Source organism: Portibacter lacus (assembly GCF_021533215.1).
GTDB classification, from domain to species: domain Bacteria; phylum Bacteroidota; class Bacteroidia; order Chitinophagales; family Saprospiraceae; genus Portibacter; species Portibacter lacus.
Genome location: NZ_JAJNKA010000023.1, coordinates 25,028 through 42,263, shown reverse-complemented (window position 1 = coordinate 42,263; position 17,236 = coordinate 25,028). Strand labels below are relative to the sequence as shown.

The following is a 17,236-nucleotide window of genomic DNA, read 5'->3' as shown; positions in this document are numbered from 1 at the left end:
ATTAAAATCAAATTATTGATTTCTTTATTCAACGCAACAGCGTTGAAACACAAATGGCGAATTAAATTTTCAAGCTTAGGATTAACTCCACTTCGTTCCGTTGATCCCAAGTACTCCCGAAGATTAAGATCAAATTTTTGATTTCTTTATTCAACACCATAGTGTTGAAACACAAATGGCGAATTAAATTTTCAAGCTTAGGATTAACTCCACTTCGTTCCGTTGATCCCAAGTACTCCCGAAGATTAAAATCAAATTATTGATTTCTTTATTCAACGCAACAGCGTTGAAATACGAATGGCGAATTAAATTTCCAAGCAAGCTTGGATTTAATTCGCCATTCGTATTTGAAATCAATAATTTGATTCCCTGGTGGAGCTGCTGGGATTCGAACCCAGGTCCAGACAAAGCCTCAGAGAGCCTTCTACATGCTTAGCTTATACTTTAATTTTAATCCTCGGGTAGATGTACAAGCAACCTTGCCCTCAGCTTATCTTCTTTAATTTCGGAATTAATCCAAAGCGAAACTAACTCCTAGCCTGAATTCGGTTTGATGGGGAATGTACGTTGTGTATCAGACATCAAACGTAGTCCCCAAAAAGCTTTATAATCCTAGATTATGCCGCTAATGCGAATCTATTTTCGCCAATTATGGTTTGATTGTCATTTTTAAGGAGTGAACAATCTTTCCCCTGCATGCTTACTAACTGATCAACCTTCCTGTCGATACCATTCAGCCCCATATTTCAAATAATAAAAAACTTTCTTTAAAGCCCTTACATTAACCAACGAAAGTAGGAAAACGTTCACTATAATTTATCTAAATTGAAGATTATTCTAAATTTCCAATAACCAAGGAACTTAAACGCTTCTATTTCAGTTGATATAGTTGTAACAAATATGTACACCTGAATATTTCAGGAAACTTGCATCTTTTCCCTTTTTTAGCGTTCTGTGCTATTTTTTTTCATCAGGGTGAATTTTGTTCAATCTTTTTTTTAACTTTTAAATTCTACAAATGAAAATTAATGTAAAAATCATTGATGTAAATGAAAACTGGGCATCAATAACGTATAACAAATCCTCTGCAAAATCAAGAATCAAAACAGAACGTCTAGCTAAAGATTACGAAAAAGGTATTTTGAATGTGCTAAATAGCGAATTGCTTGAACCATATTTAAATTTAAACTAATAAAATCTAGCATTCATCATCTACAATTCAATAGATGATGAATGCACTCTTTTTCTCTCCAACAAAAACCTCCTTCTAAATCCCTATTTTATCAACTTCAGATAAGTATATCTAGAATCCTCATGAACTAAGAAATAATACATATTAGAATCAGTATCTACAATGTGATTAATGCTTGTTGAGAATTCTTGATTGTGTGTTGTATTCGGAAGATCATCGATGACCCCAATTTGTTCAGCCACTCTGGTTACTTTGTTCATTTTGTAAAAAGCAACAGCAGTAGGATTTTCGCTAATAGGAACATAACTCCATTGTGAACGAATAACCATTTGAGTCAATAGATCTCCTTCTCTTAAATCTTTAGCAACGATCATATTCGCATCAGACGCAAAAGGTGTATTTAGCTCTTCAAGGAAATAATATTCATATTCAGTTGGGTAATCATTTTTATACAACTTACCTGAAGCATTTACTCCAACTTCACCTGCTGAACTGCCCGCTAAGTCCGGAATATAAATACTTCCATCATTTTTTATACGCATTACATCTCCATGTCCCGTTCGATGAATAATAAACTCGTCACCACTAGGCTTGTATTGGATATAAAACTTTGAATTACCTCCTGGCTTAAAATCTATAAATGGAGAGGTTCCATTTAAAATAGAAGATTGCTGAAAAGACTGACCGATCACACCTATATTACCATTAACTGTTGTTTCTCCATTTAGAACCGTCTCCCCTTCTACCCTCGCGTCTCCATTTATTTTCAATTCTGGGTCATCAAAATCCCCATCTATCAACGGTGTTGTTGTTTCTGAATTTGAAATGATTAATCTATTACTGCTCCGACTGCCCTCTCCTGCCCGATTTCCAATAAATACATTTCCTGAACCCGTACCACTAGCATTCCAGCCTGCCCGATATCCAATCATTGTATTCCTAAATCCTGACGTTAATAAATTCGCACTTTCAGAACCAATAATCGTATTCCAGTCACCTCCAGAGATTTTTTCACCACTTCTGAATCCTATTAATGTGTTGTTAACGCCGGATTCTAGCTGAGCACCAGCAAGCCATCCAAAAACCGAATTGGCAATATTTGTAGAAACATCCTGTGGTGTTACTCCCTTGCCAAGAAATGTATTTCCATTTTTACCAAACTCTAATTTGGCACCATCATAAAAAAGTCTCACATCATCCCCTAAATCATATTGCAGAGAGTCTGGCCACATTGACAATAATAACTTTCCATTATATAAATGCACTCCATTATCTCCTCCGTCAAAATAATTATAGGCTTTCACCGTATTGTTTATCGCATAACCATAAAATGGCTTACCATTACTTGCACCATTTGTTTCGATATACATCCCTCCAAACTTATTGGCTAATATACCTCCAGATATCGTTCTACTCATTCCAAAAACTTCTGAACTTGTAACTGGACTATTCCTATTAATATAAACTTGCGAACACAATTGGCTGGCCATAAAAAGACTGAGTAGAAGTGTGAATAATGATTTGCTGAGTGTCATAACATAAATATTTTAAAAGAATTTCTTCTAAAATATGATCAAACAATTTGTTATTAAAGACCTAATGTGTAGTTAGGTCATTTGACTTCTTATTCTGAAAATTGACACCTAAATATGGCGTTCACAAATTAAAACAAATCTAAAAACTCATCCTTCTTAGATCGACTTACTGGAATGGCTGTTCCATTATCCAAAATAATCTGACCGTTTTTACCTCGGATATATTTATGTATGTAATCCATATTTATAAAGTGAGATTGATGAACACGAATAAACTTAGAGTGATTAATAGCTTCTAAAATGTACTTCAAGGTTTTAGAAATGAATAAACTCGACCCATTTTTCATATATACAGTGCTATAATTTCCGCTCGCCTCCCCTCTTACGATGTCATCAATAAGTACAAATTGCAATCCTTCCAAAACTGGCAAAGCCACCTTCTTTATATGGTCCTTTTCTGCTAAAAATTTCATCAGCGATTCAAGCCTTTGACCAACTTCATCCTGTTTTTCTACAGTAATTTTTTCTAGGGCATCAGCTAATTCTTGACCTTCAATAGGTTTCAACAAGTAGGCGATAGCATTGACCTTAAAAGCTTCTAAAGCATATTCATCGAAGGCTGTTGTAAATATCAATTTGAACTTGATTCTATCTAGACTTTTCAATAAGTCAAAGCCTGACTCTGAAGGCATTTCAATATCAAGAAAAACCAAATCCGGATCCAAGTCCTTGATTAAGATTCTTGCTTCCGAAGCAGATTTCCCTTCGCCGACAACATCCACTTGTGGGCAATACCATTCAATTTGTTTGGCCAAAGTAGATCTGCAGTGATCCTCATCATCTATAATAAGTGCTCTAACTTTTTGCATTTTGCTGGTGTTTCGAAATTGGTGTTAATGATATAATTACTTCAGTGCCCGTGGGATTTTCAAGATCTCGGTAGTTTAACTTAGCGTCCACATTATAAATCTGATTTAAAAGCTCTATTCTGCTATTAGTGATTTCATGGCCTAATGATTTTCTCTTCGGGTCTTTTGCCTGCTTCAAAAGTGCAGCATTTGCTCTTCCAATGCCATTGTCTTTCACTGTAATTTCCAGACGCCCGTTGTCCAACAGTACAAGTTTAACTAAGATAAAGCCTTTCGTTTCTGAATGCATCATACCATGCTTGACTGCATTTTCAACATATGGCTGTATCAACATGGATGGGATTAAAAATTGACCTAAATGATCTTCATCCGGCAAACTTATCTCAAAATCAAATTTGTCCTTAAACCTCAATTTCTCCATTTCCAAATACAATGAGATGGCTTTTAATTCATCGTCCAGTGATACGAACTTATTTTTCGAATTATTTAAAATGGTCCGCATTAATTTGGAAAATTTCGCCAAGTAGTTAGAGGCTAACTTTGGATTAGAATGCATGATGTAATCATTGATACTATTAAGGCTATTGAACAAAAAATGTGGATTCATTTGTGAACGTAAGGCATCCATTTCCTTCTCAAGTACCAGATAATTCAATTTAAGCTTTTCTTCTTCTGTATTTTTTCGAAGGACTGCATTTTTGTTTTTTTGATTTTGAAATGCGAAATAGGCAATTAACGTTGTAAACAGAAAACTCAACCCCAGCAGGATATATATATTCTTTTTTCTTTGGTCTCTTAATTGACTAATCTCATGTTCTAATGCTAACCTATCTAATTCCTTCTCTACTTTATACAAATCAAAACCAGAAGACAACTGAGAAGTCTGATTCGTAATTAAATCCTCCATTTTAGACTGCATCAGCCTGTTTTTCCTTTCAAGAATATTGTTGGCGCTGGAGAGTTGTCCTTGCTTTTTCAATAATTCGTATTTCAAATCCAAGTAGTCTACTTCAATATTTTGGATATCAAAATCTTTAATCAATTGAGCTACTTCTTCCAGCTTAATTTCGCAATTTTCAAAGTCATTTAATTTGTAATAATAATTTGCGAGGTCTAGAATTGCAGCACATTGGCCTTTAATATTATCGTTTGATTTATTCGAGTAAATAGATTGTTTATAAAGTTCTACTGCTTCCTGAGGATTGAGGCTTTCATAAATTTCCGCTTTTGTCATGAGAAGTTGCCCCATTCTGGTCGCGTCATTTCTTTCTTGATCGATTTTGATGGCTTTATTGATGTTACTTAAGCTCTCTTCAAATTTATTGGTTTTCTGATTTACTATTGAGAATAAATGATAACAAGTTGCAAGTCCACGTTTATAAGCAATATTCTCACTTTCTCTGACACATTCCTCACAAAGTAATTTTGCTTCTTCAAAATTATCTCCTTTGATGTACTGATTGATCAAAAAAGTAATATTATGGACCATTCCTTGCATATTATTAACTTTTCGATCCAGCTCAATCGTTTTTTTGAGGTAAAGACTTGAGCTATCTATTTCATTAAATTTGCTGTAGAGATTTCCGATATTAAAATAGGCATCTGCAATTACTCTGTCATCTCCTGAAAGCGGGGCCAGAGATTTTGCTTTGTTACGATATAAAAGAGCTTCTCCTAGCTGCCCCTTAGCTTCTAAACAATATGCAGCATTCCCATATCCAAAGCCTGCCAACATCGCTTCTGACTCTATTTCTGCTGATAAAGCCTGATTAACGTAATAATAAATAGCACTGTCTAACTGATTTTTATAGAAAAACACATCTGCTAGAATCAAATCTCCAAAAACATTTAATAACGGTTGGTTTTGCTCCTCCGCAGCTGTTTTCAAGGAAAATGAGAGCTGTTTTGCTTCATTCAAAGAAAGTAGCGCATCAGCTTCCATCAAACTTTGAATGAGATCGTATTTTTTCTGAGCAACATCCTCCTGCAAGTATTCTTGAACCATCAACCCTATTTCCCTGTCCTTCTGACTAAATGTCGATGAACAGCAAAACAACATGAACATTAAGACCATTGAATATTTTCGCAAATAATGGATCCGCATATATAACCTTTTAGGTCCAGAAATTCTATTAATGGCCTACAAAGCCAAATAGATCTGAAACCAAGAATAATGATCTAAAATAAGAACATTCTAATACATTATATAGGTTAATGAGCAGTCAGTGCATCTGAGTAAATAGTTGGGATCGTCAAATGTGCTAATAGGATGTGATTCTAATTTCAACCAATGCTAATATCCGTTATTTCAACCTCTTGATCCTCACATTTCTGAATTCTACAGGATTACTTTCGGATTGCAATGCAATGTAACCAGACTTCATAGGCTCACCATCTTTTAAATGATAGTTACCTTCTGCTCCATTTTCATCAAAAATCGGGTGTCTGTATGTCATCACGGTATCTCCTTCAATTAAGTGATGAACAATACTATCTGCATATACAATTAGACCTGAGGTTACCCATCCGTCTCCGTGGTAAGTCTTAGAATTTGAATTAATGCAGTGCGTAGTTACAAGCTCTCCATCTATTTCGACGTGACTATTTGGGGTACACAGATTCCCGGTAGATCTTTCAACTTTCCCATTACCACCTAAGAACTGAAATTCAACACATATTGGAAAGTACTGTGACAAGGTCATCGTTTTAGGATCTTGGCAATGAAACATCACTCCAGAATTTCTCACCGCCCAGCCTGCTCCACCTGGCGTTTGATTTCCTTTGAATCGATAATCAACTTCAAGGTGATAAGATGAAAACGGTTCCTTATAAAACAAATGGCCATACTGCGTTGTGAAAGTGTCATATTCATCATAATTTGCTTCGATCACACCATCGTGAACTTGAAAGGTATTCATTGCGTTCACGCCAAATTCATAACCACCGATCTTAGGGCTCCATCCAGTGAGGTCTTTGCCATTAAATAATTCTTCCCATTCTGACTGTGTTTCCGTTTTAGAAACTTTATCACCAGACTTACAAGCGGCAAAAAATAAAATACAACAAACACCAAAAAGAACCTTTTTCATGAGAAATTATTTATTTCCCAAAGTTAGAATAAATATTCAAGCAGTTACATATTATATTTCTATATATGTAAAAAGCTCGTTGATCGCTAATTAATTGAATTTTAAACGTTTATAGCAAAATAATTGAATTTTCATAAAAAAATTTGTAATTTCGCAGGTCTATTTAGTCACAAATACTAAAATATGTCAAGAAGAAGTTTAAAGAAATTCGATTTTGGTAAAGGTATCTACTACTTTAATATCAACAAAGGAACAAACTCTAATATTACAATCAAGAGAGTTGAGAAGAACAAAGCAATTGATGCTTACAAATCTTATGTAAAATCTTACCAGGAGAAAGTTGAATGGTTAGGAAAATGGGATGGAAGCAAATTTGTTGAAAACGATATAGAAAAATTGAATAAAGCAAGCTAGACTATTTAATTGCCCTAATTCTACTTAATGTTTCAGGTCTTATATTCAAGTAAGAAGCAATGTACCTAAGTGGTACAGCATATGCAATTCCAGGAAAATCCTCCAAAAATTGAGTATATCGTTCTTTAGCATCAAGTAGATGCAGGGCTAATTCCTTTTTTTCTTTTATACTATAAGCATTCACTATACACTTCAACAGGAAGTGAAAAAACTTAGGATTCTTTAGTGCAAAATCAATGAGATCTTCGTATGTCCACTCTATGACGGTTAGATCCGTAACTGCTTCACAGTGGATATTATCTTTCGTTCTTAGAAAAAATCCAGGTATAGAAGAAACCACGAAGTCAGGATCACGCATAAAGTGTTTGGTGAATTCCGCTTTCTTCTTGTCGATAACGAAATGTCGAACGATACCGTTAATCAGGAAATAGGACGTTTCGATTAACTTTCCTGGCTCAGCAAGTAATTCCTTTTTTTTAATAGTCTTTAATTTCCCACGGACTAATAATGGCTGTAGTGTTTCTAGTGGCAAACCTGATTGTTCAACTAAAAAGTCATTTATTTCCTTTTCGGTCATAATTTAAAAATTTATTCTCCATCAACGAATTGCTGAAGATATTCAAATGGTTCATTTAGATAACCATCGTTGGTTGTTATGCTGGCTTTAAAAAGCATTTCACTTTCATCTTTCAGCATTTCTGGAATAACATGTTCTAAAAACATATCTCCAAAAGCATCAGATGCATCTCGGGGTAATTCATTTGGCAAATTATCAATAGTCATCATATTCACCACACCTGGTTCATATGGTTCAGTTTCCTGCTCTGTTACGGGATCGTAACCAAAAATTGGATCATCTATCGTAGAAGCCTTGATCGTACTTGGTATCGAACTTAACGGAGCTATATCACAAGTGATATCGGCAATCGTATTAATCCTAAAATCTGAAGATTTCATATCTTCTATTGTAAAAAATGCTGGCGCTCTATTATCCCAATAGATTCCATTGATAAACAAATCTGTCATTGGTAAAAAATGACCGAAATCAGAATCATAAGCCCCTGGATTAGTGTAAAAGTCTTTTACATCATCGAAAACAAGTCCATCCTTCCTTTTCGCATAGTAAAAACTATTCACTTGAGTATAAACGGCTTCTTTAAAATCATGCGCCACAAAATCCAAAGGGGATTTTTTGATAATACCCATATCATTCAGGACTTGGGCAGCTCCTCCAGCCACTCTACCTGTACCTGTTAACACAATCTTCATCTTAGGTAAATCTAAGGTTTTATAATACTCCTTAGCCTCATCGTAATTAAAGAAGGAATGCATCCTTGGCAGCTTATCCATACCTTTTCCTTTCAAATAAGTATACATACCGTTATGAGCTCCAACTATTCCAGCAAATTTACCGAATGCAATTAATCGCATTCCATCCTTATTAGTTATCGCTTCATAGTCAATCAACCTAATTTTCTGCTTCAGCACTTCCTGAAGCAATCCTCTGTTATAAACTTGCTCTTTAAAAGTATGAGAAAAGAAAAAATAGGTCTTTTCTGGAATCAACATTTCAAGTGGAACTTCCTTCACACCAATTAAAATATCACGATCTGAAACATCTTCCTGCAACTTAATTCCTTGAGCCAGGTACTCGTCATCTTTGAACACCCTCACCTCTGAAGGCTGCACCACAATATCGATTCCTTTATCCAGTAATATTCTGCAATGCCTAGGAGTTAAGCAAACTCTGCTATCTGATGGCACCTTACCTTCTCTAATAACACCAATCTTCATTTTCGTATAAATTAATTATTACAAACTTCTGTATATCAAATAATTATTCAATTTGACTACCATTCCAAAATCACCTCATTTTCATAATAAGACATTCAAGATACATAAATAAGTAAAGAACTAAACCTCAATAGAAAATAATATTAAACAACGTAAAAAATCTAATCAAATCAGATCGATGATTCTAATAGATCAAATAAAAATAGGGTCATACTTTTCAAAAGCATGACCCTATATGATTTTTCATTTACAAGTATGAGCGTGAAATTAAATTTCACTACTTGTTTTCTTCTGAAAACAAACCTCAATATGATTAATGTTGAATCAACCTGAATTACAGGCATTTTTTTAAGGAACTAACTTAAGATCTGAATAATACATTAATATTACAAGTTCACAGTTAATGGGACCATTTTCAACATTCATGAAGAGGTAATGTTTCGATATTTATATTTTTTCAATTTCTTGTTGGATTATATACTATAAATCCCTCGTTATAAAACGAAACTTTCTTCCAGAAAAAGCGGAATTAGTGGCAAAGAAAAATCTAAATTTGCCAACATAAGGTATGGCGGCTCCATAAAATTTAAATTTATTTCTTTTCAATTTGGATTAAAAGAAGAGTGAATTTATTATTTCCCATCGAACTGGAAAAGCATTCCTTGTTTAGTTAAATTGGATTATTAGGGTAACTATTATCAGAAGATTGTTTAATTCCAAACAAGCAATATTAGAAGATTTAATAAATTATTTCTTTTTCTAACCGCATGATTTCAAAGAACAAGTTAACAATAATATAAATATAGATATTATTTCTTTAAAACGCAAAATAAGTATGTTATATTTTTAAATAAAAAAGCATTGCAACACAATGTGTTGCAATGCCGATATATTTCAGAATATAAAATATTACTCCTCTCCTAGAAATGGGTACTGATAATCTCTAGGTGTGACAAACGTCTCCTTAATTGTACGAGGTGAAACCCAACGATACAAATTAAGGATAGACCCTGCTTTATCATTCGTTCCTGATGCTCTTCCACCACCGAAAGGCTGCTGCCCTACGACTGCCCCTGTAGGCTTATCATTAATGTAAAAATTACCAGCAGAATTTTCAAGTGCTTTCGTTGCATAATTGATAACATTTCTATCTTTAGCTAGGATAGAACCTGTTAATGCGTATGGTGATGTTTCATCACATATCTTCAAGATCTCCTCAAACTGATCATCTTCATACACATAAATTGTAAGCACAGGCCCAAAAATTTCCTCACACATTGTTACCGTGCGCGGATTCTTCGCTCTGATGATAGTCGGTTCAATGAAGTACCCTTTAGATTTATCACATCCGCCTCCGATAATTATTTCAGCATCATCAGATTTCTTTACATTTTCAATATATCCAGAAATCTTATCAAATGACTTCTCATCAATTACTGCATTAATAAAATTAGTAAAGTCCTCTGGTGAACCCATTTTAAATGACTTAACCTGAGACGCTAGTTTTTCCCAAACTTTATCCCAAATTGACGCTGGAACATAAGCTCTAGACGCAGCAGAACACTTCTGTCCTTGAAATTCGAAAGCTCCTCTTGCCAATGCTGTTGCAACTTCGTCAGGATGCGCACTATTATGAGCCACTACAAAATCCTTTCCTCCTGTTTCTCCTACGATCCTAGGATATGATTTATAATTACTTATGTTATTTCCAATCGTCTTCCATAAATGTTGAAAAACTCCTGTACTTCCTGTAAAATGCAATCCTGCAAATTCCTTATGACTAAATACAACATCGCCTGCTACAGGTCCGTCAACTAAAATCATATTAATCACACCATCTGGTAACCCAGCTTCCATAAAAATCTCCATGATTAACGCTGCTGAATATACTTGTGATTCAGCTGGTTTCCATACAACCGTGTTCCCCATCATAGCTGGAGCCGCACATAGATTACCTGCAATTGCTGTAAAATTAAAAGGTGTAATCGCAAAAACAAACCCTTCTAATGGTCTATATTCTAGTCTATTCCATACTCCTTCTGCACTTTCCGGTTGACCTGCATATAACTCAGTCATAAACTGAACATTAAACCTAAGGAAGTCTATTAATTCACATACAGCATCTATTTCTGACTGATATGCATTTTTAGATTGACACAACATTGTGGCTGCATTCATTCTCGCTCTGTAAGGTCCAGCAATTAAATCAGCAGCTTTTAGAAATATTGCTGCCCGATCCTGCCATGGAAGACTCCCCCACTCTTTTCTCGCTGCTAATGCCGCATCGATCGCACTTTCTACATGGCTCTTATCACCCATGTGAAAATGACCCAATGTATATGCATGTTCGTACGGAGGATGCATGCTTATCTTATTGCCAGTTCTAACTTCTTTTCCATCGATAAACATCGGTACATCAACTTCCGTTGACTTAAGAATACGAATAGCTTGTTTTAATTCATCTTTACACTCGGTGCCTGGTGCATAATCATATATCGGTTCATTAACCGCTAATGGTGGCTCAAAAAATGCGTTTGACATAATTCTTTGTTTTTTTTAGTTGCTGCAAATGTATAAAAAATTAGACTTTAACCGACTCTGGAAGGAAGGGACTTGCATCTCCTCCTCCTTTAATTATTTCTCTAACAATCGTCGAAGAGATATGTGAAAATGCAGGCCGACTGATTAGGAATAAAGTTTCTAAATCATCGCCAACAATAGAATTCAATTGCGAAATCGTCTTTTCATAATCGAAATCTGAAGCATTACGTAATCCCCTTAATAAGTAATTCGAATTTATTCGTTTGCAATAATGTGCCGTAAGTCCTTCAAATTGTCCGATTTCAATTTTCGGTTCATCTTTAAAAACATCTTCTAACCACGAAAGTCGCTGATCTAAATCAAACAGATACTTCTTCTGTGAATTAACTCCGATCGCCACTATTATCTTATCAAATAGCGGCAATGCTCGCTTTACCAAATCAACATGTCCTGATGTAATTGGGTCGAATGAGCCCGGGAATACTGCAATCTTCATTTCTTATTTTAAATTTTCTCTTAAATGTACTGCATATATAGTAAACAGTTTATTTTTAGCCTTCGAAAGATGAACAAATGAAAGAATTGCGGACACAACTTCTCAGACTAGAACATAATGCTACTATCCTCGAACCTAACGCTGAGGTGCGTAAGAAGTTTATGAATCATCTAGAAGAATATGCTGGTGAGTTTATAGAGAATCTAGACACAGACTTGAGCTTTAGGAGTGATGAAACTAAAGACCCTGATCGACTAAAAGTTAATGGTCAATCCAAAGACCTGTCCGAAATCCTTCATATTTTCAAAGAAGAAGTTGACTTACCTGGATTAAATCCTGCCTCCGGTGGGCACTTAGGTTATATTCCTGGCGGTGGCATATTCGCAACTGCCATGGGTGACTTTATTGCCGCTATTTCCAATCGTTACGCAGGTCTATACTTTGGAAGTCCAGGTGCTGTGCGTCTGGAAAACCGCGTCATCGACTGGATGAAAGACGTATGTGGTTATCCGAGCAGCGCATTAGGGAATCTCACCTCTGGTGGTTCTATTGCTAATTTAATAGCCATAACTGCCGCAAGAGATCACCATGAAGTGGAAGGTGCAGCAGTAGAAAAAGCGGTCATCTACCTTTCTGAACAAACACATCATTGTGTGCATAAGGCGGTTCGAATTGCTGGCTTAGGTAAGTGTCACATGCGTAATATTCCTTTAGACGCAAACTATAACATTAGGGTTGATTCGCTAGAAGAGATGATAAACATTGACCTAAAAAATGGCCTAAAACCTTTCTTAGTCGTTGCGTCAGCTGGGACAACAAACATAGGAAATATAGATCCACTTGATAAAATTGCGGATATCACTGAAGCTCATAATTTATGGTTCCATGTAGATGCAGCTTATGGTGGATTCTTCATCATGCTTGATGAATTAAAGCATAAATTCAAGGGAATGGAAAGGTCTGATTCGCTGGTCATCGATCCGCATAAAGGATTGTTTCTTGCTTATGGACTAGGTGCTGTATTGATTAAAAATAAGGCGGCTATGCTCAAATCGCATCACTATAGAGCAAGCTACCTCCAGGATGCAGTAGAAAATGATCAAGAATATTCTCCCGCTGATCTATCTCCAGAACTAACTAAGCACTTTAGAGGACTGCGCTTGTGGCTTCCGTTACAATTATATGGCGTAGAAGTATTTCAAGATGCGTTAAGAGAGAAACGAGGCTTATGTCTGTATTTTCTAGAAGGAGTGCGTAGAATGGGATTTGAAATTGGGCCTGAACCAGACTTATCGGTTGGGATATTCCGATATAATCCAATCAATAAAGACGCGAATGAATTCAATAAAATCTTAATGAAAGAAATTCACAAAGATGGACGAGTCTTCCTTTCTTCTACTATTATTAATGAGCAAATATGGATTCGAGTAGCAGTATTGAGCTTTAGAACCCACGTTTCCACTGTTGAGAAATGTTTCGATATGCTAGAAGATTGCTTAGAAAGGACTAAGTCTTTAATGTAAAAGATTCTAAGAATTTATCTACATCAGCGTTCAGGGATTTGCTAGGTACAGAAAACACCTGCAACATGTAGAATCTGTTATTAATAACATAGGCTCGACTCTTCACCACTTTTTCATCTGATCTGCTCCTCCACATTAATCCTGGATGATTTCCGATTTCAACTTCCGTGCTGTACTGTAGATCACCACCTAGATCACTAACACTCTGATCCATGGTATTCAATAAGAACTCCATCGCCAAGGTCGTGGAATCTGGTGGAAGCATATCTTCAGGAAGGTCATAAAAATTGATCAAATATAAGTAGTTCGATACCGTATCCTGAGAATTATAAAATAAGGTATGAACATCGAAATCGCCTAACTCCGTTGTGATAGTAGCTCTTTTCTGCTCCATCATTCCAGGTGTCATGACCGAAAAATCCCCCTCGTAAGATTGGAAAACTTTCCACTCTTGACCGGATAAAGTAGTTGCAATACTTGAAAATATTAATGTTATAATTATAGAAATACGTTTCATACCATTCTTAACGCTACTCATTCAGAATTCGTTTTTGAATTCAATGGATTTCTTAAAAAAAACGGAAGTTAACATTGACATCAACCCCTATAAAGCATTAGAAATTTGCTTCTCTAGCTTATTTCATTCTTCATGAACCACTCTCTAAACAAAACGATTCCTTCCCGAAAATTGGTAGATGCTTTGTAATTTAATAAGCGTTCTGCCTTTGAAACATTAGCATAGGTAACCCTTACATCACCTGGCTGGTCAGGTAGTTGCTTTATCATCGCTTTCTTACCAAAAACATCAGATATGATTTCGATCATTTCAGATAAAGATACAGTCTGGTTGTTACCTAAGTTAATGATTTCATAATTTGATTTATCATATTCTATTGCCGACTTAACACCATTGATGATATCATCGATGTATGTATAATCGCGTCGTGAACTACCATCGCCATACTGCGTAATCTCTTCACCTTTCTCGATCATACAGGCAAATTTATGAATTGCAAGATCTGGCCTTTGTCTTGGGCCATAAACGGTAAAAAATCGCAAACTTAAAAACCTGATATCGTAAAGTGAACTGTATACATGGCCTAGCATTTCACAACTTAACTTGCTGCTAGCATAAGGACTAATCGGCTTGAGTGACTTATCATCTTCACTCCATGGCGTATTCGGATTCACTCCGTAAACTGAGCTGGAAGAGGCAAAAACAAACTGATTAACCCCTATTTCTTTCGCTAGTTCTAACATATTCTGCGTACCAACAACATTTACCTTCTGGCAATTAATAGGGTCCTTAATACTTTCGTGTACTCCAGCTTTTGCAGCGATATGAACGATGATATCAATATTATTACGCAAAACACTTTTCAGCTTGTTGTAGTCTTGAATGTCAATTTCAATGAGCCTAAAATTTTCTTGTTTTAGTAACCATGTGATGTTTCTTTCCTTAATTTCTCTATCATAGAACGAATCAAAATTATCAACTACAGTCACTTTATATTCATCCTTTATCAATTCTTCTGCAAGCGTGCTTCCAATAAACCCTGCCCCTCCTGTAACTAAAACATGTTTTTTCATTTGAGATCGATTCGTATCCTCTATTTGCCTATAAAGTTAGTATTACTAGATATGCTTCCTGCAGCACCTATCGTTATTAAATATATCATTAAATTATTAAAGCGAATCTTCTAAAGGCTATTTATCTCCAACATTGAAAACCAAATTGGGTTACTCAACTTCAATTTTAAATCTTCGTGCCCATCCAAGCAGTTGCATCATCATCCAGAGTTGGTGACTTGATTGGAAAACACTCTGGACAGCATCGCTCTTCTTTTTGTGGATTCCATTTTCAAAAATCCTAATCAATGTTGCTCGATTGAAAAAATTAGGCCATGGATTATTATCAAATAACAAGTCGGTAGCTAGTGCCTTAAATTCTTTGTTAATATACCTATGCATGGGGATGTAGAAGCCAGATTTCTTTTTATTAAAGACCTCTTCAGGAAGCTCATCTTTCATGATCGAACGAAGGATATACTTACTTTCACCGCCTTTGATCAGCAAGTCCGCGGGAATTTCTAGGGAAGCTTCGAATAAGTCTAGGTCTAGAAATGGTGTTCTCACTTCTAATGAATGTGCCATACTCATTCGATCTAATTTGACCAACATTTTTACTGGAAGCACATGCATCATTCTATAATACATGATATGTCGAAGGGTCTGATGATTAAGTGGATTCGACGTAAAGGGTCGATAAAGTGCATAGCTGCTTTCACCTCCCATCAATTCTTCTATTTCAGCAATATTATATATTTCACTCAAGGTAACTGGAAGCTCATCCTTATCCACTAGAGAAGTGTTAAGCTCTCTTTTCAATTCCCAAAGTTTAGCGTAATCTTTTAAAAAGGGTAAATCCTGGACGGATTGGATACTATTTTTAAATAATTTCCTTAATCCTTTTGGGGTATTTTTCGACTTTAGTGTTTTCAAATACCACTTAAATATATCGTATCCACCGAATAATTCATCTGCACCATCACCTGAAAGTGCTACTTTCACATGACTAGAAACTTCTCTCGAGAGAAGGTAAGTCGAAATGGCCGTACTATCTCGGAAAGGAAAACCTATATGGTCTATTAATTCCCAGAACATCTGCTCTGTAAATGTTGGATTAGGTATTACCATTTCGTGGTGATCGGTACCACAATACTCCGCAACCTTTCGTGCAATGACACTTTCATCAAATTTTTCTTCTTCAAATTTCACATTGAAGGTCTGAATTGGTGTCGCTTGGTTTTTCTGCATTAATGCTACAATAGAGCTCGAATCTATTCCACCTGTAAGAAATGCACCGATCGGAACATCGCTTGCCATCTGTGAGTGTACCGCTTTTTCTAACCTAGGTTTAATAAAATCTACAGCTTCTTTTTCCGATCGAATATGTCTTCCACCATTGATTTCTGGTCGGTAATAAACTTTAGTCAACAATCCTTCCTTTGTGATTTCCAGATAATGCCCTGGCGCCAGACTCTGCACATTTTTTATCAAGGTAAAAGGCTCGGGAATCGTTGCTGTTCTAAAGTAATAAGGTAAACTTTCTAGATTTAATTTTCGTTGAATCCATTGATGTTCTAGCAAGGATTCGATTTCACTGGAAAAGCTTAAGATGTGATGTTTCTTATGATAATAAAGCGGCTTTTCTCCGAAGCGGTCTCTGCCAATGAGTATTTTCTCCTTCTTCAAGTCATAAATACAAATGGAAAACATACCTTTTAAATCTCTAAAAACATCAGCTCCAGCTTCTTCATATTGATGGACAATTACCTCTGTATCAGATTCCGTAGTAAAAACATGTCCTTTTTCGAGGAGTTCTTCCTTTAATGCTCTATAATTATAGATTTCACCACTACAGATTACTATTACAGACTTATCTTCATTATAGATCGGTTGCTGACCAGATTCGAGATCGATTATAGCTAATCTCCGCATTGCTATACTGACTTTCTCATTGGAGAAAAAGCCATCATCATCAGGACCACGATGATACATCGCAGCATTCATCCGCTGAACAATTTCTAGTCTAGCATCTTGCTTTTGAATTTCATTAAAATCAACTATTCCACAAATCCCACACATCTATAGTTCGTTTAGTTCATGAATTAGGTTTCCACATTTGAACGTGTAAGATGAGAATATCTTATTAGATAAGATTGTAGCTCTGTTATTTATATGATTAAGATTCCTAAGAAACATTTCAACAATTTACAATGC

General features: G+C 35.6%; 14 protein-coding genes and 1 other RNA gene. 3 read left to right on the top strand and 12 right to left on the bottom strand.

Annotation, left to right across the window (positions count from 1 at the left end; translation table 11 throughout):
- Positions 1 to 370: 370 nt before the first annotated feature.
- Positions 371 to 741: a transfer-messenger RNA gene (gene ssrA, locus L2586_RS23745) on the bottom strand.
- A gap of 277 nt (positions 742 to 1,018) precedes the next feature.
- Between ssrA and L2586_RS23740 the strand changes: the two genes are divergently transcribed.
- Positions 1,019 to 1,192, top strand: coding sequence for a hypothetical protein (locus L2586_RS23740; RefSeq protein WP_235295499.1), 174 nt, complete (start codon positions 1,019 to 1,021; stop codon positions 1,190 to 1,192).
- A gap of 83 nt (positions 1,193 to 1,275) precedes the next feature.
- Here L2586_RS23740 and L2586_RS23735 read toward each other — a convergent pair whose 3' ends face one another.
- The 4 genes from L2586_RS23735 to L2586_RS23720 all read right to left on the bottom strand — a co-directional run bounded on the left by L2586_RS23735 (position 1,276) and on the right by L2586_RS23720 (position 6,685).
- A complete protein-coding gene (locus L2586_RS23735; RefSeq protein WP_235295498.1) occupies positions 1,276 to 2,727 on the bottom strand; it encodes a hypothetical protein in 1,452 nt (483 codons plus the stop codon).
- Positions 2,728 to 2,855: 128 nt separating this feature from the next.
- The gene (locus L2586_RS23730) at positions 2,856 to 3,596 is read right to left on the bottom strand and encodes a LytR/AlgR family response regulator transcription factor (RefSeq protein ID WP_235295497.1); all 741 of its coding nucleotides are present in this window, start codon (positions 3,594 to 3,596) and stop codon (positions 2,856 to 2,858) included.
- Positions 3,583 to 5,514 carry a tetratricopeptide repeat-containing sensor histidine kinase gene (locus L2586_RS23725; RefSeq protein WP_235295496.1) on the bottom strand — a complete coding sequence of 644 codons (1,932 nt, stop codon included), beginning with the start codon at positions 5,512 to 5,514 and terminating at the stop codon, positions 3,583 to 3,585. The genes L2586_RS23730 and L2586_RS23725 overlap by 14 nt, the downstream gene beginning before the upstream one ends.
- Positions 5,515 to 5,899: 385 nt before the next feature.
- Positions 5,900 to 6,685 (bottom strand): 3-keto-disaccharide hydrolase, encoded by a 786-nt coding sequence (locus L2586_RS23720; RefSeq protein ID WP_235295495.1) that lies wholly within the window; start codon positions 6,683 to 6,685, stop codon positions 5,900 to 5,902.
- 183 nt (positions 6,686 to 6,868) lie between these two features.
- Here L2586_RS23720 and L2586_RS23715 point away from each other — a divergent pair, with 183 nt between their 5' ends.
- The gene (locus L2586_RS23715) at positions 6,869 to 7,099 is read left to right on the top strand and encodes a hypothetical protein (RefSeq protein WP_235295494.1); all 231 of its coding nucleotides are present in this window, start codon (positions 6,869 to 6,871) and stop codon (positions 7,097 to 7,099) included.
- Between the two features lies 1 nt (position 7,100).
- Here L2586_RS23715 and L2586_RS23710 read toward each other — a convergent pair whose 3' ends face one another.
- The 4 genes from L2586_RS23710 to coaD all read right to left on the bottom strand — a co-directional run bounded on the left by L2586_RS23710 (position 7,101) and on the right by coaD (position 11,930).
- Entirely contained in the window at positions 7,101 to 7,676 is a 576-nt protein-coding gene (locus L2586_RS23710) for a Crp/Fnr family transcriptional regulator (protein ID WP_235295493.1), read from the bottom strand.
- An 11-nt stretch (positions 7,677 to 7,687) separates the two neighbouring features.
- Positions 7,688 to 8,893, bottom strand: coding sequence for an NAD(P)-dependent oxidoreductase (locus L2586_RS23705; protein WP_235295492.1), 1,206 nt, complete (start codon positions 8,891 to 8,893; stop codon positions 7,688 to 7,690).
- A gap of 909 nt (positions 8,894 to 9,802) precedes the next feature.
- Positions 9,803 to 11,434: an L-glutamate gamma-semialdehyde dehydrogenase gene (gene pruA / locus L2586_RS23700; RefSeq protein ID WP_235295491.1), complete on the bottom strand. Its 1,632-nt coding sequence runs from the start codon at positions 11,432 to 11,434 to the stop codon at positions 9,803 to 9,805.
- Positions 11,435 to 11,474: 40 nt separating this feature from the next.
- Positions 11,475 to 11,930 (bottom strand): pantetheine-phosphate adenylyltransferase, encoded by a 456-nt coding sequence (gene coaD, locus L2586_RS23695; protein ID WP_235295490.1) that lies wholly within the window; start codon positions 11,928 to 11,930, stop codon positions 11,475 to 11,477.
- 77 nt (positions 11,931 to 12,007) lie between these two features.
- Here coaD and L2586_RS23690 point away from each other — a divergent pair, with 77 nt between their 5' ends.
- On the top strand, positions 12,008 to 13,453 hold the full coding sequence (locus tag L2586_RS23690; RefSeq protein ID WP_235295489.1) for a pyridoxal phosphate-dependent decarboxylase family protein: 1,446 nt from the start codon (positions 12,008 to 12,010) through the stop codon (positions 13,451 to 13,453).
- Here L2586_RS23690 and L2586_RS23685 read toward each other — a convergent pair.
- From L2586_RS23685 to asnB, 3 genes are all read right to left on the bottom strand, one after another.
- On the bottom strand, positions 13,437 to 13,991 hold the full coding sequence (locus L2586_RS23685; RefSeq protein WP_235295488.1) for a hypothetical protein: 555 nt from the start codon (positions 13,989 to 13,991) through the stop codon (positions 13,437 to 13,439). The two genes, L2586_RS23690 and L2586_RS23685, sit on opposite strands and share 17 nt — an antisense overlap.
- 92 nt (positions 13,992 to 14,083) lie before the next feature.
- Positions 14,084 to 15,043: a GDP-mannose 4,6-dehydratase gene (locus L2586_RS23680; protein ID WP_235295487.1), complete on the bottom strand. Its 960-nt coding sequence runs from the start codon at positions 15,041 to 15,043 to the stop codon at positions 14,084 to 14,086.
- Between the two features lie 150 nt (positions 15,044 to 15,193).
- Positions 15,194 to 17,101 carry an asparagine synthase (glutamine-hydrolyzing) gene (asnB, locus tag L2586_RS23675; RefSeq protein WP_235295486.1) on the bottom strand — a complete coding sequence of 636 codons (1,908 nt, stop codon included), beginning with the start codon at positions 17,099 to 17,101 and terminating at the stop codon, positions 15,194 to 15,196.
- Between the last annotated feature and the right edge of the window lie 135 nt (positions 17,102 to 17,236).